Origin of the sequence: Halomonas kalidii (assembly GCF_030010475.1) — a bacterium.
GTDB lineage: Bacteria > Pseudomonadota > Gammaproteobacteria > Pseudomonadales > Halomonadaceae > Halomonas > Halomonas heilongjiangensis.
Map to the genome: position 1 here is coordinate 163,925 of NZ_JASCQN010000008.1, position 22,686 is coordinate 186,610.

Below are 22,686 nucleotides of genomic sequence, written 5' to 3' on the forward strand. Positions count from 1 at the left end.
CCGGAGGGCTGATGATGCCACAAAACCCGCGGCAACGAAGCCTTACCGAAGGTTACCATGACAGGGGACAACCCCAGGAACGGTACCCCATGCACGGAGAGACCCCGAATGTCCCGCCCAGCCGGCACCGCCTACGACAGCGACGGTGGTGGCTGGCGATCCTGCCGCTGGTGCTCGTCGTCGGCTACCTGGCCGGGGCCAACTGGCTGCTCGATACCGCCTGGATGCAGGCACGCCTGACACCACAGCCCGGTCTCTCGGTGAGCTGGACCGGCAGCCGCAGCTGGTGGCCCGGGCGGCTGCGCGTCGAGTCGCTGCAGCTGGAGCGCCAGGACGACGACCTCCCGCTGCGCCTCGAGGTCGAGGCGGCCACCCTCGACCTCTCGCTACTGGCCCTGTTCTCGCGGCGCCTCGAGATCCGCTCGCTCGAGGCCCACGGCCTGCGCTCGCTGAGGGTCGGTGATCACGAGCTCGAGGGCGAGGGGCGGCTGAGCCTGGCCGGCCTGACCCTCGAGGAGCGCCGCGTCGGGGTGGAGCGGTTGGACCTGCGGCTGGAGACGGCGACCCTGCGCCGTGGCCGCGAGCCGCTGGCCAACGACATCGCCCTGCAGGCGACCGCCGCCGTGGCCCCCTTCGCGCCCGGCGACCACCCGGGCGCGGCCGCCGCCCGCTTCCTCTCCGGCGAACTCACCGTCGCCGCCCGCGCCGATGCCTGGGACCTCTTCAACCACTACCTGGGAGGGCTCGACTGGCTGACCCTGGCCGGCCGCGGCAGCCTGAGCGGGCACCTCGCGCTGGACGAGGGCGTGCTGGCCCCGGGTAGCGAGCTCACCCTCGACTCCCCCTCGCTAGTGGTGGAGCTGGACGAGGCGGCCCTGCTCGCCGACACGCCGGCCGGCGACCCCGACGCCCCGGCCCTGAGCTGGACCCTGCCCCATCGGGCCCCACCGCCCCGGATCGGCGAGCGTTTTCGCCTCGCCGGCGCCGGTCGCGTCACTGCCACCGTCGAGGAAGCGAATGGGCGAGCCCCGGCCCGCCTCGCCGTGGCACTCGATGATCTCGACATGCACCTGGGCGAGCTGCCGGCGCCCTTTCTGACCAGCCGGCACTTCCGCCTCTCGGCCACCCTGGCCCAGGCCGACCTGGCGTCTCCACCCCGGGAACCGGAGACGGCCAGCCTGCACTGGGAAGGCGCCGAGGTGCCGGACGTGAGCGTCTTCGCCCGCTATCTGCCGGCATCGGTCCCCTTCGCCATGCACGGCGGCAGTGCCGGACTCGTCGGCCGCCTCGACTACCGCGGCGGCGTGGTCAGTGGCGACTTCGATCTCGTCGGCAACGATGTCGAACTGGACCTGCTCGGCCGGCGGATCAGCGGCGGGTTGCGCCTGGCACTGCGGCTGCCCGAACTCGATCCGGCCCGGCAGCGACTCGACCTGTCCGGCACCCGGCTGCAAGTCCGCGCGGGGTCGAGGGCAGACGATGCCCCCCTGACCAGTGACCTCACCCTGCACGAGGCGCGGCTGGAAGCGAACACGCCCCTGGATGTGCTGATCGCCCGCCCCGAGCCGCTGCCACTCGATGGCCACCTGGTAGTGAGCGGTCGGATCGACCGGTTGGGGTTCCTCGACCCATTCCTGTCGGATGCCCTCGAGGGGCGTGGTCTCGAGCTGGAGGGTGGCGGCGACCTGGCCGCTCGCTTGTCGCTGGCACAAGGGCGGCTCGCCCCGGGCAGCCGCCTGAGGGTGGAGAGCGACGACCTGGCCGCGCGGCTGCTCGACTTCCGGGCCAGTGGCCGCGGTCGACTCGTCGCCGAGTGGCTCGACACTGGCGAGGGTCCCCTCGCACGGTTAGGGATCACCCTGGAGGAGGCCGGCATGCGGCGCCGTGCCGACGGCGCCAGGCTGCTCGAGGGGGCCAACCTGACCCTGACAGCCCAGGGACGACCGACGGCGGCCGCCGGGCGCCCGACCGCCGAATCGGTGGAACTGGCCTGGCGGGATGCGACCCTTCCCGACGTGGCCGTGCTGAACCGCTACCTGCCGCCGGCCGTTCCCTTCACGCTGTCCGGCGGCGCCGCCGCGACCCACGGCCACCTGAGTATCGAGGGCGATGGCGCCAGCGGGGCCCTGCGGCTTGCCGGGCACGGCATCGCCGGCACCCTGTTCGGTGAAGCCATCGAGGGCGAGCTGGCGCTCGACCTGGCCCTGCGCGAGGCCCGGCTCGACGGCAGCCGGCTCGACCTGTCGGGCACGCGCCTGGAGCTGCAGGCCGGGACCGGGCGTGCCGAGCAGGACCAGCGGCTGCGCACCGTGCTGGTCGCCCGTCAGGCCCGTTTCGACCACCCGCTGCCATCGACCGACCGCCGCGGCCCGCGCGGCGGCCGACTGATGCTCGAGGGGATGGTCAGCCGGCTCGGCTTCCTCGACGCCTTTCTGCCCGAGGCCCATGGCCTGTCGATCCGCGGCAACGGCCGGCTCGAGGCCGACCTGCAACTACGGGACGAGACCCTGCTGCCGGGCAGCCGGCTACGCGTCGATGCCGATGACCTCGAGGCTCACTTCCTCGACTATGTCGCCGGCGGCCGCGGCACCCTGGACGCCCGCATCGAAGGTGAGGCGACCGCCCCCGGGGCCCGTCTCGAGCTGGGGCTGCCACATTTCGACCTGACGCGCCAGGGCGAGGTACAGGCCCACCTGGAGGGTCGTCACTTCACCCTGGAGACCACCACGCCGGACTTCCGGCTGAAGGCCGGGCGCCCCCCCGCCGAGGCATTCACCACCCGGATCGGCCTGCCCATCGCCGAGGTGGAAGATCTCGGCCTCTACAACGCCTATCTCCCCGAATCGGCCGGCCTCGAACTGCTCGCGGGCCGAGCCAGCCTCGAGACGGAGCTGGTCCTCGAGGGCATGCGCGCCCGTGGCGACCTGACCCTGCAGGCCTTCGACACGACGCTGCGCCTGGCGGACCAGCACCTGACCGGGGATCTTCGCCTGGAGGCTCGGCTGCGCGATGGCGACCTGGCCGAACGGCGCTTCGACGCCTCGGGCTCGCTGCTGCGGCTGGACAACATCTCCCGCGAAGACGCCGCCGGCCGCCGGGATGCCGGCTGGTGGGCGAGGCTCGACCTCGAGGAGGGTCGTCTCACCTGGTCGCGGCCGCTGGTGCTGGATACCCGCCTGCGCCTGGCCATGCGCGACAGCGGCCTGCTGGCGACACTGTTCATCGCCGGGGCACGGGAGCGCGACTGGCTCGGCCGCCTGCTGACCGTATCCGACATCCGCGGCAATGCCCGAGTCAGGCTCGACGATGACAGCCTGCACCTGCACGATGCCCGGCTGGAGGGCGGCAACCTGACCCTGCTCGCCGATCTGGTGATGCGTGACGAGACCCTGAAGGGCGCCCTCTATGCGCGCCTGGGGGCGCTGGGCCTGGGCATCGCCCTGGAAGACGGCGATACCCGGTTGCACCTGCGGGCCCCCCGACGCTGGTACGAGGAGAGCCGGCCGGGGTATGACGGCGAAATGCTCGAGTCATCGCCACGCGCGTGGCACGAGGCCCTCGAGGCCAGGCCCGCAGACACCCCCTGACGCCTCCGGCCAGACACCCGAAGTATGCAAGAACGGCATGGGATACCGGCACGATTACCGACTTTCGTTCATATTGCATCGCATCATGATGTGATAGAATTCGCGCGACTTTCTGACCCTTCCTTCCTCCTTGCTCAGGATATTTCAGCCATGCTGACAACCTGCAATTCACGACAAAGGCCCCGGCGACCCGCCTGGTGGTCGGGCACCCTCGTTCTCGCCGTTCTGGCCCTGCTGTTCAGTCCCTTCGCCCATGCGGTGACCGGCGAGCTGGACCTGACCACTACCTCGGTCGGCTTCCTTGCCGTCGCCATCTTCGTCCTCGCCTATGCCCTGGTGATGGCCGAGGAAAAGATCCACATGCGCAAGTCCAAGCCGGTACTGGTCGCCGCCGGCATCATCTGGTCGCTGATCGGCTGGGTCTATGTACAGAACGGCATGTCTGCCGATTCCGAACACGCCTTCCGCGAGACCCTGCTCGAGTTCACCGAGCTGATGCTCTTCCTGCTGGTGGCGATGACCTACATCAACGCCATGGAGGAGCGCCGGGTATTCGACGCCCTGCGCTCCTGGCTGGTGCGCAAGGGCTTCAGCTACCGTGCGCTGTTCTGGATCACCGGCGTGCTGGCCTTCATGATCTCGCCGATCGCCGACAACCTGACCACCGCGCTGCTGATGTGTGCCGTGGTGACCAAGGTGGCCGAGGGCGACAAGCGCTTCATCAACCTGGCCTGCATCAACATCGTGGTGGCGGCCAATGCCGGCGGCGCCTTCAGCCCCTTCGGCGACATCACCACCCTGATGGTCTGGCAGGCCGGGCTGATCAAGTTCTACGAGTTCTTCGAGCTGCTGGTCCCGTCGCTGGTCAACTACCTGATCCCGGCCGTGGTGATGAGTGCCTTCATCAAGAACCGCAAGCCGGACTCGGTCCAGGAAGACGTCTGGCTCAAGCGCGGCGCCCGTCGCATCATCCTGCTGTTCCTGCTCACCGTGGCCACCGCCGTGGCCTGCCACACCCTGCTGCACCTGCCGCCGGTGCTGGGCATGATGACGGGCCTGGGCTACCTGCAGTTCTTCGGCTTCTTCCTGCGCCGCACCCTGCCCCGCTCGCTGGAGAAGAAGCGCACCCGCTACAGCCAGCGCGGCGACTGGAAGAAGCTCGAGAGCCTGGGCAGCGTGGTGCCCTTCGATGTGTTCAACCGCGTGGCCCGCGCCGAGTGGGACACCCTGCTGTTCTTCTACGGCGTGGTGATGTGCGTCGGTGGCCTCGGTTTCATGGGCTACCTGGGCCTGCTCTCCGAGGCCCTCTACACCGGCTGGGACGCCACCTGGGCCAATATCGCCCTGGGGGTAATCTCGGCGGTCATCGACAACATCCCGGTGATGTTCGCCGTGCTCACCATGCAACCCGACATGTCCCACGGTCACTGGCTGCTGATCACGCTGACCGCCGGCGTCGGCGGCAGCCTGCTCTCCATCGGCTCCGCCGCCGGCGTGGCGCTGATGGGCCAGGCCCGCGGCAACTATACCTTCATGGGCCACCTCCGCTGGGCGCCGGTGATCGCACTCGGCTACGTCGCCAGTGTCGTCACTCACCTATGGTTGAATGCCGGCAGTTTCGCCGTCTACGGCTGACCTCCCGCCCGGCGGCGCTCCGCCGCCGGGTCCTCCCGTTCGTGCGACGTTGAAGCAAAAAACCCTACATTGCCTTCCAGTGATGTAGCCTATCGGGTTATGGTGGCTCGAAAAGGCACAGCCGGGTCCGGGTAGTCCGCTGATCTACCGGTGATTTCCCCGGCATACCAACAAGAACTCGGGCAACATGCTCGACACGGATGGCAGGGGGGCAGGGTCATCGACTCATTCACAACCGAAGTGCGGATCACGGCCGCACCATGCATGCACTTGACGCTTGGCAGACAAAGGGAACTCTCCACGCGATGCAGCTCCTCGTCCTGAACCGCTCTGCCGTAGCGGCAACCTATCGCCCACCGGCAGACGGCGAGTCTGGCCCATGGTACGGCTGATACGCAGCCTGCTGTGGGCCCTGCTGATGCTGGCGGGCCTTTCCGCGGCTGAGGCCGCGGAGCCCCCCGTGCTGCTCGTGGCTCATGCCGGGGTCGATACCCGGCAACTGACCCGCGACACCACCCGCGCCATCTTCGCCATGCGCCAGCGCACCTGGCCCGATGGCCAGGCCGTGCGAGTCTTCGTCTTGCCCAATGACCATCCGGTGCACGCACGCTTCGCCAAGGAACAATTGGCAGTCTACCCACACCAACTGCAGCTGGCCTGGGATCGCATGGTTTTCTCGGGCACCGGCCAGGCGCCCAACCGCGTTACCACCCAGGTCGAGATGCGCGAGCGCATCGCCAGCACCCCTGGTGCCCTGGGCTATCTGGAAAGGGAGTACCTGGATGATCGTGTCCAAGTCATTACGATGGACTGAGGCCTGCGCCGGCATGCTGCTCGGCGGCCTGCTGCTGGTAACCGGCACGCAGGCCCGGGCCGAATCCCCTGTACTCGATACCCTGCAGATGCATGGCTTTCTCAGCCAGGCCCTGGTGATCACCGATCGCAACAACTTCTTCGGCCCCAGCAGCAGCGACAGCGGTAGCCTCAAGTACACCGAGATCGGCGCCAACGCGTCGATCCGCCCCCATCAGGACGTGCTGATCGCCGCCCAGGTGCTGAGTCGCCGCGCCGGTGGCGACGGCAGTGACGCCAAGCCCGTGCTGGACTACGGCATCGTCGACTACCAGATGCTCTCCAACCAGCAGCGCAGCCTGGGCGTTCAGGTCGGCCGCTTCAAGAACCCGTTCGGCTTCTATAACCAGACCCGGGACGTGGCCTTCACCCGCCCGAGCATCCTGCTCCCGCAATCGATCTACTTCGACCGCACCCGATCGCTCGGGCTGGCCGCAGATGGCGTGTCCGCCTACATGGAAGAGCGACTGCCCACGGGAAACATTCGGGCACACATCGGTATCGGGGATACGCAAACCGGCAATGACCTGCGGCAGACTCTCCGGCTGGATACCGTTCCCGGCAAGCTGGAACCCAAGACCTCGGCGATAGCCCAGGTTCGTTATGAACATGACGGCGGCCGTTTCGTGGCCGCGCTCACCACCGCCAGCGCCAATGCCCGCTTTACCTCCCGCACGCCGGGCCTCAGCAACGGGGATTTCTATTTCCGCCCCTGGATCCTGTCGCTGCAATACAACGAAGAGCTCTGGAGCCTCACCGGCGAGTTCGCCCTGCGAAATTCAGGGCTCGAGAACTTCAACGATCCCAGGTTCAACTTCGATGTGACGGGCGAGAGCTGGTATGTGCAATATACCCGCCGCTTCCATGACGACTGGCAGTGGCTGGTGCGCTATGACAGCCTGACCAGCAACCGGGACGACCGTTCCGGCAAGGCCTTCGCGGCCAGCGGTGCCGGTCCCGCTCACTCCCAGTTCGCCAATGACATCACCCTGGGACTGCAGTGGAACATCAATCCCCGGGTGCTGCTGGCGGCTGAATACCATCATATCGACGGTACCGGCTGGCTGCCCAACCAGGACAACGCCGACTCGAGCGAGACCAGCCGCCGCTGGAACATGCTGCTGTTCCAGCTTTCGCTCCGCTTCTGACGCGCCGGACTCGCGGCTCCCCTCCACCGGCCCGGGACATGCTGGATGAGCGCCAAGAAAGCCCATGAGACACGCCATCGCCTGAGCCTGACCTGGCGGGTCATTGCGCTGAGCAGCCTGCTGCTGCTGGGCCTGGTGGTGCTGTTCTCGTGGCTCGGCCATGCCAACCTGACACGACAGTTCCAGGAGAGCCGCGACGAGCACAACGAACGCCAGATGCGCGAGATCCTCCTCGCCCTGCAACGCTCGGAGGGCGCCCTGCAACAGTTGGCCGCCCTGACAGCCGCCTCTCCACGGCTCGGGCCCGCCCTGGAACTGCGCCACCGGGACGACATCCTCGCCTCCCTGCGTCCCCAGTGGCCGACCCTGCAGCTCGAGGCCGGTATCGACGAGATACTCGTCTTCGATGCACAAGGGGAGCAACTGGCCGACTGGGGAGACGGCCAGGCACAGGATACGCGCCCGATCCAGACCTGGGTCCGCCGGGTCATGGACACCGAGGTCCCCCTGACGGCCCTGCGCTGCTCGACCGATTGCCGACAGTATGCCGCGGTACCCGTGCTGGTCGAAGGCCAGAGCGTCGGCACGGTGGTCCTGTCGCGCTCGCTGGCCGACGTGACGCGCCAGGCACAGCAGGTGTCCGGCAGCGACGTCGCCCTGCTGGTCACCGGCCCCATGGCCGCAGACGATCGACTGGACGCCGAGCGCCACCTGGAGGCATGGAACGGCTACCTGGTGGCCCTGACCCGGAAGGAAGAGAACCTCGCGCTGTTGAGAACCGCCTCGCAGCAGGCGGCGATGCAGGACCTCGTGCAGGGCCCGCTGCAGCTTCGCTACCGCGGACGCGACATCGAACTCAGCGCGGTGCGCATGGAGGAGGATGGTGACCGCCGCAGCACGGGCTACTTCCTGATGGCCTCGGACATCAGCTCCCAGATCGGAGCCATCAACCAGGATACCCGCACCCTGATGCTCGTCGGCCTGGGCGGCTGGCTGGCCGCCGAACTGCTGCTGCTGGCCATCCTGCTGAGCCCCATGGCGAGGCTGCGGCGCCTCGCCGGGGTACTGCCGGTGCTCGCCCATGGCGGCTTCGCCGAGGCACGAGCCGCCATCCCCCCCCCCAGACGCCGGCTCACCGACGAGATCGACGTACTGGAAGGCACCACTCTCGAGCTCTCGAGTCAGCTGGAGACCCTCGAGCAGGAGGTCAGCGCCCGCGGCGAACAGCTGGCCGAACGGGTCGAGGAGCTGGCCCGCGAGCGGGACTTCGTCGGCAGCCTGCTGGACACCGCCCGGGTCTTCATCGTCACCCAGGACGAGCATGGGCGGATCAGCCTGGTCAACGACTACGCCTTGTCCGTGATGGCCATACGGGAAGAGAAGTTGCTGGGCCGCCACTTCGACGATGTCTTCTCGGCCCCGTCCATCGGCACCACGGGTCTCGCCGTTCCGCATCAGGAAGAGCGCACCCTGGTGACGACGGAAGGCCGGCACCGAACCATCGCCTGGTACCATGCTCCCTTGCCAACCGGCAACGACGGCACCCCCGCGCGCATCTCGGTCGGACTCGACATCACCGAACGCAAGGCCGCGGAGGCACGGCTGACCTGGCTCGCCGAGCGCGATGCCCTGACCGAGCTCTACAACCGCCGTTATTTCCAGGAAGCCCTCGGCAGTGCCCTGCAACAGGGCCAGAGCGGCGCCGTGCTGCTGATGGACCTCGATCAGTTCAAGGACGTCAACGAGCTGAGCGGCCACCAGGCAGGGGACCGCCTGCTGCGCAAGGTCGCCGACACGCTCTTCCAGGAGCTGGGTCACCGCGGGGTGATAGCGCGGCTGGGGGGGGACGAGTTCGCGCTGCTGCTGGAAGGCGCCGATGCCGAGCAGGCCGTGCGTGTCGCCCAGCAGATCACCCACCTGCTCGAGTCCATCGGCTTCGATGCCGGCGGGCGCCGCCACCGCGTCGTTGCCAGTACCGGCATCGCCCTGTTCCCGGCTCTCGGCGACAACCCCACCGATCTGATGGCCAACGCCGATGTGGCCATGTACAAGGCCAAGGGGGACGGCATCCAGCGCTGGCACCTGCTCTCCCCTCTCGAGAATGCCAAGGACGAGTTGCAGGAGCGCGTCTACTGGGTCGAGCGTGTCCGCAAGGCACTCAAGGACGACGATTTCGAACTGATGGTGCAACCCATCATGCGCCTGGAGGACGGGGACATACGCCACTACGAGGTGCTGCTGCGCATGCGCGATGCCGATGGCGGCCTGATCTCGCCCGGCCGCTTCATCCCGCTGGCGGAACGCAGCGGCCAGATCGTCCAGATCGACCGCTGGGTACTTCGCCACAGCCTGCAGGTCCTGAGACACCTGCAGGAGAAGGGCATCAGCCTGGCGATCAACCTCTCGGGCCAGTCCCTCCACGATGACGGCATGAAGCAGTTCCTCGCCGACGAGCTCAATGCCAGCGGCGCCGATCCGAACTACCTGATACTCGAGGTCACCGAGACCGCCGCCGTGACCGACTTTTCCACCGCACGCGGGGTACTGCAGGCCATGCGCGATCTCGGTTGTCGTACCGCCCTGGATGATTTCGGCGTCGGCTTCAGCAGCTTCCACTACCTGGGGCAGTTGCCGGTGGACTACATCAAGATCGACGGAAGCTTCATTCGCAGCCTGCCGGTCAGTGCCGACAGTCGAGTCATCGTGAAGGCGATCGCCGATATCGCCAGCGGCTTCGGCAAGCAGGCCATCGCCGAATTCGTCGATCAGGAAGCCCTGTTGCCGATTCTGCAGTCGTACGGCATCTCCTATGGGCAGGGCTTTCATCTCGGCAGGCCCATTGCCCTCGAAGAGGCCTTCGGCATACTGTCCAAAAGAAGCTAATATAAGATTTTCAAGAACACTAGTTTCTGATACGACCATGACGCAAGGGAATCACTGCATGACCTCCGCCTCCTCATCGCCTGGAAACGAAAGATCGATAACGGAGCTGTTCGAGAGTTTTAGAAACGAATTCAGCTTCAAGCTACCCTGCAATGAACAGGAAAAGCGCCGTGCCTTTCATTTGCGCCATGATGTCTACTGTGCAGAGTTGCACTATGAGCCACCCACGGATGCCGAGCGTCAGCTTGAATATGACGCCTTCGACGACAGCGCCATTCACTGCGTGGTCGAACACAATCGGACAGGGTTGACGGTGGGATGCATGCGTGTCGTCCTGATACCGGTCCGCGGCAACTTCTCGAACCGCAAGCTGCCTCTGCTCACCTACGGGGGGCAGAGCCTGACGCACCCCTCGCTACACCCCGACTGCTTCCCCAAGGAGAGCATCTGCGAAGTTTCCAGGCTCGCGGTACACCCTTCTTTCCGGAAGAGCAGAAGCAATATCGCAGGCGTCAAGGAAAAGGACATTCATGACCTGGAGGTCGAGCATCGCTCCCTACCGGTAGGGCTGAGCCTGTTTTTTGCGGCAACAGCCATCGTGGGAATGGCGAAAAGGCAACATGTGTTCGCCATGATGGAGCCACGATTTGCGAGACTCCTGAAGATATCAGGGCTGAAATTCCAGAGAGTCGGCGACCTGATCGATTACCATGGCCCGCGGGCGGCATTCTACATCGACCAGCAACAGGCCGAGGCCGAGATGCATGAAGAATTGAAGCCGCTTTATCGACACATCAAGCAGCAGCTGGCTCCTCAACTCGCGGCCGCCATGCCTCACCGCAGGCTCGCGACGACAACGTCATGACCCCGCCGGGAACAGGTCCGGGCCCGGGTAGAGCATTCCCGGCCAGCGCAACACCATGATGGCCAACACATTGCGATGCTCGCCCCGTGCCAGGTCGGTGCCGCCCGAGGGGGAAGGAATCATGCCCGCCGCGGGATCCACGGCGGCCGCTAGTGCATCCCGGACCCGCCCCACCACGGGGTGATCCTCCCGTCCGGCCAGCAGGAAGCTGAGGGCAACCTCGGCCTGAATATCCTCGGTGGCCCGGGCCAGGATATCCTCGATCTCTCGCTCGAACGCCTCCAGTATCCAGGCGAACTCCTCGGCATCCACGCGCTGCTGGTAGTAGCGGCTCGCGGCGATCACGAAGTGGGTCATGCCGTATAGCCTGTTGAGGTACTCCTCCTCGCTCAGCTGCTCGGCACTCCCCGCCGGGTACTGGCGCCGGAAGGCGTCGACCACCTCGCGACGCAGGTCGACGATGCCGAGCTGCTGCAGGAACATCACCTGGTTGGCCACCTGCGCCGCATAGATGCGCATGACCTCCGGATCGACGAAAAAGGCCCGCCAGTCGACCCCGGCGAGATATTCCCGTGCCCGCTCCAGGTTCTCGATTTCCGGCAGGAGGCCATGGTAATCGGCCTGGACCAGACGAAAGAGCAGTTGCCTGGCGAAGGCGATCTCCCCCCGGTCGGCCAGCATTTCCCGCCTGGCCCGCCGCTTGGCGGTGCGCTGCGGATACCCCTCGACGATCTCGCGGCTGCGCGCGGCGGCATGACCGGGCTCCGCCAGCCCGGCGATCTCCTCGTCGAGCTGCCGCATCAGGCGCCGACCATACTCGCGGTTGAGCTCGAGGTAGCGGTCATCGCCGGTGAGGCGATAGAGCCGCTGGGCATAGTGGCGTTGCTTGCCCGGCGGCAATTCGGGCAGCGCCGCCTCGTAGACGGCCTGGATGGCGAGCCCCGCCTGACGGTGACGCTCGCGTTCAAGCTCCGGCGCGAAGCCGGCGCAACCGACCAGCAGTGTCAGCAGACCGAGCCATGCCCAGCGCAGGAGCGGGGAACCTCGTCGTGATGCCTGGATGGTCATGACCGGGGTCTCGACTTGCGCTTCGACTGCCCCGGGCGAATCAGCCGGACCCTCACCTTGGGCCTGGCGGTCGGCGGCGGCCGGTCAGGGGGCTCGCCTTGGGGATGGCCCCTGCCGGGGGACGGCGGGATGACTACCCAGGCGAAGACCGGCAGGGTCAGCCGCCAGTAGATGGCCGCCAGGCGCAGGCAGAGCGTGACCCCGAGGGCCAGGGCGATGGTCATCGCAACGGGGCTGCCCAGCGCCTCGAGCATCACGTAGGTCACGCCACCGGCGATGGAGGCCGTGGCATAGATCTCCTGGCGCAACACCATGGGCACTCGGCGCGCCAGCACGTCGCGCACCATGCCGCCGGCCACTCCGGTCAACAGCCCCATCAGCACCGCCACCACGCCGGGGGCCTCGAGCAGCAATGCCTCGTGGGTGCCGATCACGGTGAACAGGGCCAGGCCGAAGGCATCGGCCACCGACAGGAAGACCCGCGACAGGCGGTGGATATAGTGAAATCCCAGAATCGACAGCCCCACCGTGCCCAGGATCACCCAGAGATAGGTCGGGTCAGAGACCCAGAATACCGGCCGGCCCCCCAGCACCAGGTCACGCAGGGTGCCGCCGCCAATGCCGGTCACCGCCGCCAGCACCAGCATGCCGAAGGGATCCATGCGCGAGCGGCAGGCGAGGATCACCCCCGACAGCGCGAAGACGATCACCCCTGCCATGTCCAGCCAGTAGACTATCCCTGTCACATCACACCCTCCCTTACGACATGGGCGGCAGCATAGCGCATTACCGGCGACTTGCCTTTGACCTTCGTCGTAACCCGCCCGCAGCTCGGAGCCACTCGGGCATACTGGAGTGCCATGTTCCCCCCATGACCCGAGCCCGATGCCACTGATCCAGGAAAAGCTCGCGCCGCCACCCCTGCCACTGTCGCTGGTGGCCCGTCCGCGCCTCAATGACCGTTTCGTGCTCGACGAGCACATCCGCGTGCTGGTGGTGCAGGCGCCGCCCGGTTACGGCAAGAGCACGCTCGTGGCCGAACGCCTGCCGGCCCTGGAGCAGGGGGCCGCCTGGCTGCGACTGGACGAGCGCGACGACGATCCGGCGCGCTTTGCCGGCTACTTTCATGCCGCCCTGGCGGCGCTCTGTGGCGATTCACCGGCCTGTGAGCCATTGGCCAGTGCCTTCGCGCCCCACGACGGCCGGGGCTTCAGTGATACCGTGGAGGCCTGGCTCACCGCACTGCCCGACGCCGCCGAGCCCTGCCGGCTGGTAATCGACGAGTTCGAGCACCTCTCGCACCCCGAGATCCTCGCCGGGCTCAGCTACTGGCTGCGCCACCAGCCGACCTGGCTGACGCTGACGCTGGTCTCGCGCACCCGTCCGGCGCTGGGCCTCCCCGCCCTGCGCCTGCGCGGCGAACTCGAGGAGATCGGCCTGTCGGACCTGGCCTTCGACCTGGAGGAGGCCCAGACTCTGTGCGCCGAGCAGCTCAGCTTCCCGCCCACCCGGGTCAGCCTCGAACGCGCCCTGCGGCGTACCGAGGGCTGGGTCATGGCGCTGGCCTGGCTGATCGAGCGCACCACCACCCGGGCCGGCTTCGACAGCCTCGTCGACCGTCTCGATGGCGCCCACCCCGACTTCGTGGCCTGGTTCGACGACCTGCTGCAACAGACCCTCGACGAACCGGAGCGCCGGCTGCTGCTCCAGCTCGGCGTGCTCGAGCGCTTCTCGCCGGCCCTGGTGGCTCGCCTGGTCGAGGGCGAGCGGATCTTCCAGCGCCTCGAGGCCCTGGAACGGCAGGGCCTGTTCCTGCAGCGCCTCGACCCCCATGATCAGTGGTTTCGCTTCCACCGATTGTTCGCCGGCTACCTGCGCCATCGCCGCGACGAGTTGAGCCCGGAAACCCAGTGTCGGTTACACCGGCGAGCCAGCCAGGCCTGGCTGGCGCTGAACGCCCCCGCCATGGCCCTGGGCCAGGCCATCGAGGCGAACGACCCTGCCGCACTGGCCGCCCTGCTCGAGGGACACGGCCCGCACCTGCTGGCCAACGGCCACTTCTCGCTGATGGCCCGGGCACTGGCGAGCCTTGGCGACACGTGCATCGCCGCCTCGCCACGCCTGACGCTGCTGCACGGCTGGGTCACCCACGCCCAGTACCAGTTCTCGCGCACCCGCCAGGCCATCGACTGGATAGAGGCCCAGCTCGAGACGCCGGCGTGGCAGGAGCTCGCCGCCGAGTTCGCCACCCTGCGCGCCCAGTTGGCCATCAACCAGGGCGACGCCGAGCGGGCCGCCCCCCTGGCCGAGCAGGCACTGACCCGCCCCGCCCGCTATCTCGCGGCCACGCCAACCTCGGCGGCGGCGATCCTGGCCGAGTCGCGCTTCGTGCAGGGGCATCTCGCCGAGTCCCTCGAGCGCATCGCCGAGGTGGAACGCGAGGCGGGGCGCATCGGCGACGATCAGCTACGGCTCTGGTCGCTCTGCCACCAGTCCGAGACCCTGGTCGCCCAGGGGCGATTGCAGGCCGCCTACGACATCCAGGAGCGGGCCATCGCCCACGTCGAGCGCAGCGGGCTGGATCGCCTGCCGGTCTCGGAGTTCCTCTACCGCATTCGCAGCCAGCTGCTGTGGGAGTGGCACCGGCTGGACGAATCCGAGCAGGCGGCGCTGAAGGGCATCGCCGTGCTCGACAACCAGGGCGAGCGCTGGAGCCTGCAGTGCCACATCAGCCTGGCCAAGGTGGCCCAGGCCCGTGGCGACCAGGCCCAGTGCGCCGACCATATCCGCCGCCTGCGCAAGATCCTCGCCGAGGGCGACTACCACATCGACTGGCTGGCCAATGCCCACGCCACCCTGCTCGCCTGGTGGCAGTCCACCGAGGACCTCGACGCCGTGGCCCGCTGGTGGCAGGAGGCCCCGCCGGGCGACCCGGCGACGGCCAGCAACCACTTCGCCCAGTGCAACCTGCGCAACCATGCCCGCGCCCTGACCCTGCTCGGCCGGCATGACGAGGCCCACGCCCTGCTGACAACTCTCGAGGCGCAGACCGAACGCCTCGGCCTGGTCACCGACGCCAACCGCAACCGGCTCTGCCTGGCCGCCCTGGAGTGGCAGCGCGGCCGGCACGAGGCGGCGCTGGAGCATCTCGCCCAGGCCCTGGAGCTCGCCTCCCGCACGGCCCTGATCGGCAGCTTCCTGCGCCTCGGCCGCCCCCTCGGCGAGATGCTGCCGGCCCTGCTGGCGACCGACCGGCTCGACGACCTGGCCCAGGCCCGGGCGCGGCGGCTCGTCGAACTGGCCGGCCGCCAGCGCGACTTCGGCCGCGGCGTCAGGCTGATGCTCGACGAATCGGTGATCGCCGACATCGTCTCGCGCCCCGACGTCCCCGAGCTGATCCGCACCTCGCCGCTGACCCGCCGCGAGTGGCAGATCCTCGGCCTGATCCATGCCGGGCTCTCCAACGAGCAGATCGCCGAGCAGCTCGCGGTGGCCCCGACCACCATCAAGACCCATATCAGGAGCCTCTACCAGAAGCAGAACATCCGCCGCCGCGAGGAAGCCATCGCCCTGGCCGGCGACCTGCTCGCGCACATCCAGGGGGAGTAGACTCCTCCCCCCCTCTACGCCGTCCCTCCTCCCTGCGGGAGGATGTCCCTGCCCGACACTGCCGCCACCATGCTCCTGGACGTTTTTTCCTGCGGCTCACGCCCGCGCGGGACCCACGACAAGGACAAGGTGCATGACCACAGAGACTTCCCCCTATTTCGGCAAGCACGGCGCCGACTGGTGGCGCGGCGCGGTGATCTACCAGATCTACCCGCGCAGCTTCATGGATGCGAGCGGCGATGGCATCGGCGACCTGCAAGGCGTGATCGACAGGCTCGACTACATCGCCTCGCTCAACGTCGACGCCATCTGGCTGTCGCCCTTCTTCACCTCGCCGATGAAGGACTTCGGCTACGACGTCAGCGACTACCGGGGCGTCGATCCGATGTTCGGCACCCTGGAGGATTTCGACCGCCTGGTGGAGGCCGCCCACGCCCGCGGCCTCAAGGTGACCATCGACCAGGTGCTCTCCCACACCTCCGACCAGCACCCCTGGTTCGAGGAGAGCCGGGCGAGCCGCGACAATCCCCGCGCCGACTGGTACGTGTGGGCCGACGCGCGCCCCGACGGCTCGCCGCCGACCAACTGGCAGTCGGTGTTCGGTGGCAGCGCTTGGCAGTGGGACACCCGCCGCTGCCAGTACTACCTGCACAACTTCCTGGTCGAGCAGCCGGACCTCAACTTCCGCCACCCCGACGTCGTCGAGGCGATCCTCGGCGAGGTGCGCTTCTGGCTGGAGCGCGGCGTCGACGGCTTCCGCCTCGATGCGGTCAACTTCTGCACCCATGGGGCGCTCGAGGACAACCCGCCCTCGCCGCTGATCGAGGAAGGCGCCATCGGCGTGCGCCCGGACAATCCCTACGGGTTCCAGCGGCACCTCCACGACAAGACCCAACCCGAGAACCTGCTCTTCCTGGAACGGCTGCGCGCCCTGCTCGACGAGTATCCCGGCACCACCAGCGTCGGCGAGGTCGGCGACGACGACTCCCTGGGGGTGATGGCCGACTACACCCGGGGCGGCAATCGCCTGCACATGTGCTACTCCTTCAACCTGCTGACCGAGGCCGCCGACCCGCATTACCTGCACGAGACCCTCTCCGAGATGGAGGCGCGCATCGGCGACGGCTGGCCGTGCTGGGCGCTGGGCAACCACGACGTGACGCGTCTCGCCACCCGCTGGCAGGCCGAGGGCGACCAGGCCGCCCTGCGCCTCTACCTGGCCTTCCTGCTCACCCAGCGCGGCAGCGTCTGCCTCTACCAGGGCGAGGAGCTGGGCCTCACCGAGGCGTCGCTTTCCTTCGAACAGCTCGTCGACCCCGCCGGGATCACCTTCTGGCCGTCCTACAAGGGCCGCGATGGCTGTCGCACGCCCATGCCGTGGCAGGCCGATGCCCGCCATGGCGGCTTCTCCGGCGCGACGCCCTGGCTGCCGGTGCCCGATGAGCACCTGGGCCTGGCGGTGGACCGGCAGGACGACGACCCCGCGTCGCTGCTCAACGCCTACCGCGCCTTCCTGGCGTTCCGCCGCGAGCTGCCGGCGCTGGTCAAGGGGGCGGTGCGCTACCACCCGGTACGCGACGAGGTGCTGTGCCTGGAGCGCACCCATGGCGACCAGCGCCTGCTGGTGGCGCTCAACTTCTCGGGCGAGGCCCGCACGCTCCCGGCCCCGGCATCCGCCGCGGCACTGGAGGCGGCGCCCGCCCTGGTCAACGGCCGCTGGGCCGATGGCCAGTTGACGCTGCCACCCTACGGCATCGCCATCGCGCGCTGCGCGCAATCCGCAGAGGAGGACACCACATGGGCCGTCTGACACTGGAAGGCATCGGCAAGGACTACGACGGGGTCGAGATCTCGCGGGACATCGACCTGACCATCGAGGATGGCGAATTCGTGGTCTTCGTCGGCCCCTCGGGCTGCGGCAAGTCGACCCTGCTGCGCATGATCGCCGGGCTCGAGGACATCACCCGCGGCGAGATGTGCCTGAACGGCGAGCGCATCAACGAGATCCCGCCCCAGGAGCGGGACATCGGCATGGTGTTCCAGTCCTACGCCCTCTACCCGCACATGAGCGTGGCCGAGAACATGGCCTTCGGCCTGAAGCTCGCCCGCACCGACAAGGCCGAGATCCGCCGGCGCGTCGATCATGCCGCCGGGATGCTGCACCTCACCGAACTGCTCGAGCGCCGCCCCAAGGACCTCTCCGGCGGCCAGCGCCAGCGGGTGGCCATCGGCCGCACCCTGGTCAAGGAACCGGCGGTGTTCCTGTTCGACGAACCGCTCTCGAACCTCGACGCCGCCCTGCGCGTCGACATGCGGGTGCAGATCGCCGAGCTGCACCGGCGCCTGCGCGCCACCATGATCTACGTGACCCACGACCAGGTCGAAGCCATGACGCTCGCCGATCGCATCGTGCTGCTCTCGCGCGGGCGCATCGCCCAGGTCGGCGCCCCGCTGTCGCTCTACCACTTCCCCAGGACCCTGGAGGTCGCCGAGTTCATCGGCTCGCCGCGCATCAACACCCTGCCGGTCACGGTGGTCGACCCGGGCCGCCAGCGCACCGCCGTGCGCCTGCCGAGCGGCGACACCCTGGCCGTGGCGGTAGACGGCGCCCGCCTCAGGGCCGGCGACAGCGCCACGCTTGGCGTGCGCGCCGAGGACTTCGTCGCCCCCGACCAGGCCGAGGTGTGCCTGGCGGCGCGGCTGATGGTCGCCGAGAAGCTCGGCTACGAGACCCTCGCCCACCTGCGTCTCGACGGCGTCGCGGCGACCCTCACCCAGCGCCTCGACGGCCTGACCCACCTCGAGGACGACCAGGCCATCGCACTGGGGCTCGCCGGTGAGCGTTGCCACCTGTTCGGCCCCGATGGCGACGCCTGCCCACGCCAGGTGCAGATCCCCGGCGTGACCCACTGAGCCCCGCCGCCAGGACTCCCCCACGACAGCGCCCCGGGCTCATGGAGCCCGGGGCGCTGTCGTGAGAGAGTGAGCCGCTGCGAGCGTCAAGGCTCCACCATCGTCGCCTCATCGAGGCGCAGTATGGTATGCGCATTGGTGGCGCTGGTGGCCAGGGTATCCACTACCCCGGTGCGCAGTGCGCCGAGAATGCCCGCCGCCTTGGTATTCTCGCTGGCGATGGCGATGACATCGGGTATGCGCGCCAGATCGGTGAGGCCGAGCCCGATCACGCGCCCCTGCATGGGCGTGGCCGAAGGTCGGCCATGGATATCGACGAAGTGGCAACCCATGATGTCGCCCACCGTGCCGGAGAGGCGCGCCTCGGCGATCTCCTGGGGAGAGAACCAGCCCATGCGTACCATGTTGCTGTCCTCGCTGAGGTCGCCGACGCCGACCAGCGCGAAGTCGGCGCGACGAGCGCGGTCCAGGGTCTGCCTGACCGTGTGGTTCTCGTAGAGCTCGTCGCGCAGCGCCGTGCTCTGCACCAGGGCGGGGGCGTAGAGCGTCTCGCTATCGCCGCCGAACCTCATCGCCAGGCGGCGGCAGATATGGTCGGGATTCATGTACTCGCCGGCCCGCTGGGACCCGCCGATGGCGCAGACGAAGGAACACTGCCGTTCGCCCTGGGTGAACACATTGTCGGCGACCGCGCCGACATTACGCCCCATGCCCACGGTGACGATGCTGCCCTCCACCAGGCTGCGCGACAGATGATCCGCCACCAGGCTGGCCACCGCCGAACGCTGGGCATCGGCGTCGCCTTGATCCAGCGCGATCAGCGCGCGCTTGATGCCGAAGCGCCGTTTCAATTCCCGTTCGATCTCGGCACTGACGGCGGGGTGCTGGCGTACCCGTACATCGACGATGCCCTCCGCCTGGGCCCGCTTGAGCAGGCGCCCGACCCGCACGCGCGAGATCCCCAGCCGCTTGGCGATGACCTCCTGGGTCTCACCCTCCACATAGTAGAGGGTGGCGATTTCGGTCATCAGATCGATATCGGCACTCTCGACACGCTCATTCATGACATGGGTCCCACAAGCCTCGGGTTCTCGACAAGCGGGACACGATAGCACACCCCCATGCATCGTGATCAGACTCGCGAACGGGGCAGCCTCCGCTCGTATTCCTGGATACGCGCCAGCTTGGCGGCCGAGGCACCGCCCGGGAAATCGTTGTCCAGGAAGGTCGTGACGATGCTCTTGGCGAGCTCCGGGCCGACCACCCGCGCACCGAGGGTCACGATCTGGGCATCGTTGCTGGTCCTGGCCTTGCCCGCGGAATAGGTGTCGTGGGCCTGGGCCGCACGAATCCCCGGCACCTTGTTCGCCGCAATCGCCACCCCGATCCCGGTGCCACAGACCAGGATGCCGCGATCGAAGCGCCCCTCGGCAATCGCCTGCGCCACCGCGACCGCCACATCGGGGTACAGGATCGGCTCGGCATCGTAGGTACCGAAATCATCGACCTCGTGCCCCAGGGAGCGCAGGTGATCGATCAGCACCTCCTTGAGTTGGAAGGCGGCCTCATCCCCACCGATGGCCACGCGGAGGGTCTTGGGGTTGCTGGACATGTCTCAACACCTCTATGAACAGGAGGACGGGAAGTGAGCGATGAGGAACCCCCTTCGCTCGGCTCTCCCTTCTCAAAGTATCACCGACTGTTCATTTGTAAAGCCTGTGTTCAAATGAGACATCATCCCCTTCTCCCGACAGCCTCTTCTCGCCATACGCAACCCATAATAAAAACCCTTTTATTTCATTCATATATACGAGGCACTGCTATGCACCCCTCACAGGACCACCCCCTTGCGGCTCAGAAGCCCACTTCATCATGCCTTGACTTTTGCGAAGCTCATCGCAAACATATGATCAATATTGGTTCATAAGAACAGCACCGCCACTCCCACAGGAGCCCATGCCATGACGACTCGACTCGACGCTCTCAAGCAGCACTCCCTGGTGGTCGCCGACACCGGCGACCTGGAAGCGATCCGGCGCTACCGGCCCCAGGACGCCACCACCAACCCCTCGCTGATCCTCAAGGCCTTCGAGCTCCCCGCCTATCAGCCCCTGATCGATACGGAACTGGCGGCGATCCGGGCAGAGACCGGCGACCACCAGGCCCGAGCGGAGTACGCCGTGGACCACCTCGCCGTGGCCATGGGCAGCGAGATCGCCAAGGTGGTGCCCGGCCGCGTCTCCACCGAGGTGGCCGCGAAACTGTCCTTCGACACCCAGGCCAGCATCCGCAAGGCCCACGAGCTGATCGCGCTGTACGAGAAGCGCGGTGTCGGTCGCGATCGGGTGCTGATCAAGCTGGCCGCGACCTGGGAAGGCATCCGCGCCGCCGAGGTGCTGGAACGCGAAGGCATCAACTGCAACCTGACCCTGCTGTTCAGCGACGCCCAGGCCCAGGCCTGCTTCGATGCCGGTGTCTACCTGGTCTCGCCCTTCGTCGGTCGGGTCAGTGACTGGTACCAGCAGGCAACCGGGCGCGACTACACCCCGGACGAGGACCCGGGCGTGCAGTTCGTGCACGGCGTCTGCGCCCGCGCGAGCCGGGGCGGCTACGACACCGTGGTGATGGGCGCAAGCTTCCGCACCACCGGCCAGGTGCTGGCGCTGGCGGGTTGCCCGCGGCTGACCATCTCGCCGGCGCTGCTCGAGGAACTCGCCGCCAGCGACGGCGAGGTAGTGCGCCGGGTGACTCCAGAATCCGCCAGCGGCTCACGGCCGGCACCGCTTAGCGAGCCCGCGTTCCGCTGGGGCCACAACCAGGACGCCATGGCCAACGACAAGCTGGCCGAGGGCATCCGCCGCTTCGCCGAGGACCAGGACAAGCTAGAGGCACTGATCGCCGAGCGTCTCGCCGCCCACTGACCGCAGGAGTATCGCAATGCCATCCCGTTTCGAACTGGCCAATGCCATTCGTGCCCTCTCCATGGATGCCGTCCAGAAGGCCAACTCCGGCCACCCCGGCGCGCCCATGGGCATGGCCGACATCGCCGAGGTGCTGTGGAACGACTACCTCAAGCACAACCCGGCCGACCCGGCCTGGCCCGATCGTGACCGCTTCGTGCTCTCCAACGGCCACGGCTCCATGCTGCTCTACTCGCTGCTGCACCTCACCGGCTACGAGCTCGACCTCGAGCAGCTGCAGAACTTCCGCCAGCTGCATTCGAAGACCGCCGGCCACCCCGAGTTCGGCTATGCCCCGGGCATCGAGACCACCACCGGCCCGCTCGGCCAGGGGCTCGCCAACGCCGTGGGCATGGCCATCGCCGAGCGCACCCTGGCCGCCCAGTTCAACCGCCCCGGCCATACCGTCGTCGACCACCACACCTGGTGCTTCGTCGGCGACGGCTGCCTGATGGAGGGCATCTCCCACGAGGTCGCCTCGCTGGCCGGCACCCAGCGGCTCGGCAAGCTGATCACCTTCTACGACGACAACGGCATCTCCATCGACGGCGAGGTCGAGGGCTGGTTCACCGACGACACCGCCCAGCGCTTCGCGGCCTACGGCTGGCACGTGGTGCCCAACGTCGACGGCCACGACCCCGACGCGGTCAAGGCCGCCATCGAGCTGGCCAAGACCCACGCCGACAAGCCCAGCCTGATCGTCTGCAAGACCGTGATCGGCTTCGGTGCCCCCAACAAGCAGGGCAAGGAGGAGTGCCACGGCGCGGCGCTGGGCGAGGACGAGGTCGCCGCGGCGCGCGTGCAACTCGACTGGCCCCACGCCCCCTTCCACATCCCCGAGGAGATCTACCGCGGCTGGGACGCCCAGGAGCAGGGCCAGGCCCGCCAGGCCGAGTGGCAGGCGCGCTTCGACCGCTACGCCGAGGCGCACCCCGAGCTGGCCCGCGAGTTCCAGCGCCGCCAGAAGGGCCAGCTGCCCAGCGAGATCACCAGCGAGGCGCTGATCGAGCAGGCCCAGGCCAAGGGCGCGAGCGTCGCCTCGCGCAAGGCCTCGCTGGGCTGCCTCAATGAGCTCGGCCCGCAGCTGCCCGAGCTGCTCGGCGGCAGCGCCGACCTGGCGCCCTCCAACCTGACCTTCTGGGACGGCGCCCGCGCGATCACCGCCG

Annotated in this window: 15 protein-coding genes; 11 read left to right on the top strand and 4 right to left on the bottom strand. The window is 67.9% G+C overall.

Features of this window, described 5'->3' with window-relative positions; genetic code table 11:
• Positions 1–89 precede the first annotated feature (89 nt).
• From QLQ85_RS01315 to QLQ85_RS01340, 6 genes are all read left to right on the top strand, one after another.
• Positions 90–3,587 carry a hypothetical protein gene (locus QLQ85_RS01315; RefSeq protein WP_282737373.1) on the top strand — a complete coding sequence of 1,166 codons (3,498 nt, stop codon included), beginning with the start codon at positions 90–92 and terminating at the stop codon, positions 3,585–3,587.
• Positions 3,588–3,737: 150 nt separating this feature from the next.
• Entirely contained in the window at positions 3,738–5,222 is a 1,485-nt protein-coding gene (nhaD, locus tag QLQ85_RS01320; protein ID WP_282737374.1) for a sodium:proton antiporter NhaD, read from the top strand.
• Positions 5,223–5,601: 379 nt separating this feature from the next.
• On the top strand, positions 5,602–6,036 hold the full coding sequence (locus QLQ85_RS01325) for a hypothetical protein (protein WP_282737375.1): 435 nt from the start codon (positions 5,602–5,604) through the stop codon (positions 6,034–6,036).
• A complete protein-coding gene (locus QLQ85_RS01330; RefSeq protein ID WP_282737376.1) occupies positions 6,005–7,222 on the top strand; it encodes a hypothetical protein in 1,218 nt (405 codons plus the stop codon). The genes QLQ85_RS01325 and QLQ85_RS01330 overlap by 32 nt, the downstream gene beginning before the upstream one ends.
• Before the next feature lie 45 nt (positions 7,223–7,267).
• A complete protein-coding gene (locus tag QLQ85_RS01335; protein ID WP_282737377.1) occupies positions 7,268–10,105 on the top strand; it encodes a bifunctional diguanylate cyclase/phosphodiesterase in 2,838 nt (945 codons plus the stop codon).
• A gap of 58 nt (positions 10,106–10,163) precedes the next feature.
• Complete coding sequence (locus tag QLQ85_RS01340) at positions 10,164–10,970, top strand: PEP-CTERM/exosortase system-associated acyltransferase (RefSeq protein WP_282737378.1); 807 nt, start codon at positions 10,164–10,166, stop codon at positions 10,968–10,970.
• Here QLQ85_RS01340 and QLQ85_RS01345 read toward each other — a convergent pair.
• Both QLQ85_RS01345 and QLQ85_RS01350 read right to left on the bottom strand, forming a co-directional pair.
• A complete protein-coding gene (locus tag QLQ85_RS01345) occupies positions 10,965–12,038 on the bottom strand; it encodes a DUF3541 domain-containing protein (RefSeq protein WP_282737379.1) in 1,074 nt (357 codons plus the stop codon). The genes QLQ85_RS01340 and QLQ85_RS01345 overlap by 6 nt on opposite strands.
• Positions 12,035–12,784 (bottom strand): trimeric intracellular cation channel family protein, encoded by a 750-nt coding sequence (locus tag QLQ85_RS01350; RefSeq protein ID WP_282737380.1) that lies wholly within the window; start codon positions 12,782–12,784, stop codon positions 12,035–12,037. The genes QLQ85_RS01345 and QLQ85_RS01350 overlap by 4 nt, the downstream gene beginning before the upstream one ends.
• A gap of 139 nt (positions 12,785–12,923) precedes the next feature.
• On the opposite strand from QLQ85_RS01350, the gene malT reads away from it, so the two are divergent.
• The 3 genes from malT (at position 12,924) to ugpC (ending at position 18,560) form a co-directional block, all read left to right on the top strand.
• A complete protein-coding gene (gene malT, locus QLQ85_RS01355) occupies positions 12,924–15,647 on the top strand; it encodes an HTH-type transcriptional regulator MalT (RefSeq protein ID WP_282737381.1) in 2,724 nt (907 codons plus the stop codon).
• 133 nt (positions 15,648–15,780) lie between these two features.
• Positions 15,781–17,457, top strand: coding sequence for an alpha-glucosidase (locus tag QLQ85_RS01360; protein ID WP_282737382.1), 1,677 nt, complete (start codon positions 15,781–15,783; stop codon positions 17,455–17,457).
• Positions 17,445–18,560, top strand: coding sequence for a sn-glycerol-3-phosphate ABC transporter ATP-binding protein UgpC (gene ugpC / locus QLQ85_RS01365; protein ID WP_282737383.1), 1,116 nt, complete (start codon positions 17,445–17,447; stop codon positions 18,558–18,560). The genes QLQ85_RS01360 and ugpC overlap by 13 nt, the downstream gene beginning before the upstream one ends.
• A gap of 86 nt (positions 18,561–18,646) precedes the next feature.
• Here the strand turns inward: ugpC and QLQ85_RS01370 are convergent, their stop codons facing one another.
• Both QLQ85_RS01370 and rpiB read right to left on the bottom strand, forming a co-directional pair.
• Positions 18,647–19,624, bottom strand: coding sequence for a sugar-binding transcriptional regulator (locus tag QLQ85_RS01370; RefSeq protein ID WP_282720398.1), 978 nt, complete (start codon positions 19,622–19,624; stop codon positions 18,647–18,649).
• A 68-nt stretch (positions 19,625–19,692) separates the two neighbouring features.
• Positions 19,693–20,172: a ribose 5-phosphate isomerase B gene (rpiB, locus tag QLQ85_RS01375; RefSeq protein ID WP_282720399.1), complete on the bottom strand. Its 480-nt coding sequence runs from the start codon at positions 20,170–20,172 to the stop codon at positions 19,693–19,695.
• A gap of 349 nt (positions 20,173–20,521) precedes the next feature.
• Between rpiB and tal the strand changes: the two genes are divergently transcribed.
• Positions 20,522–21,481 (top strand): transaldolase, encoded by a 960-nt coding sequence (gene tal, locus QLQ85_RS01380; RefSeq protein WP_282737384.1) that lies wholly within the window; start codon positions 20,522–20,524, stop codon positions 21,479–21,481.
• A 16-nt stretch (positions 21,482–21,497) separates the two neighbouring features.
• Positions 21,498–22,686, top strand: a 1,189-nt coding sequence (locus tag QLQ85_RS01385) for a transketolase family protein (RefSeq protein ID WP_282737385.1), incomplete at its 3' end; no start/stop codon positions are given.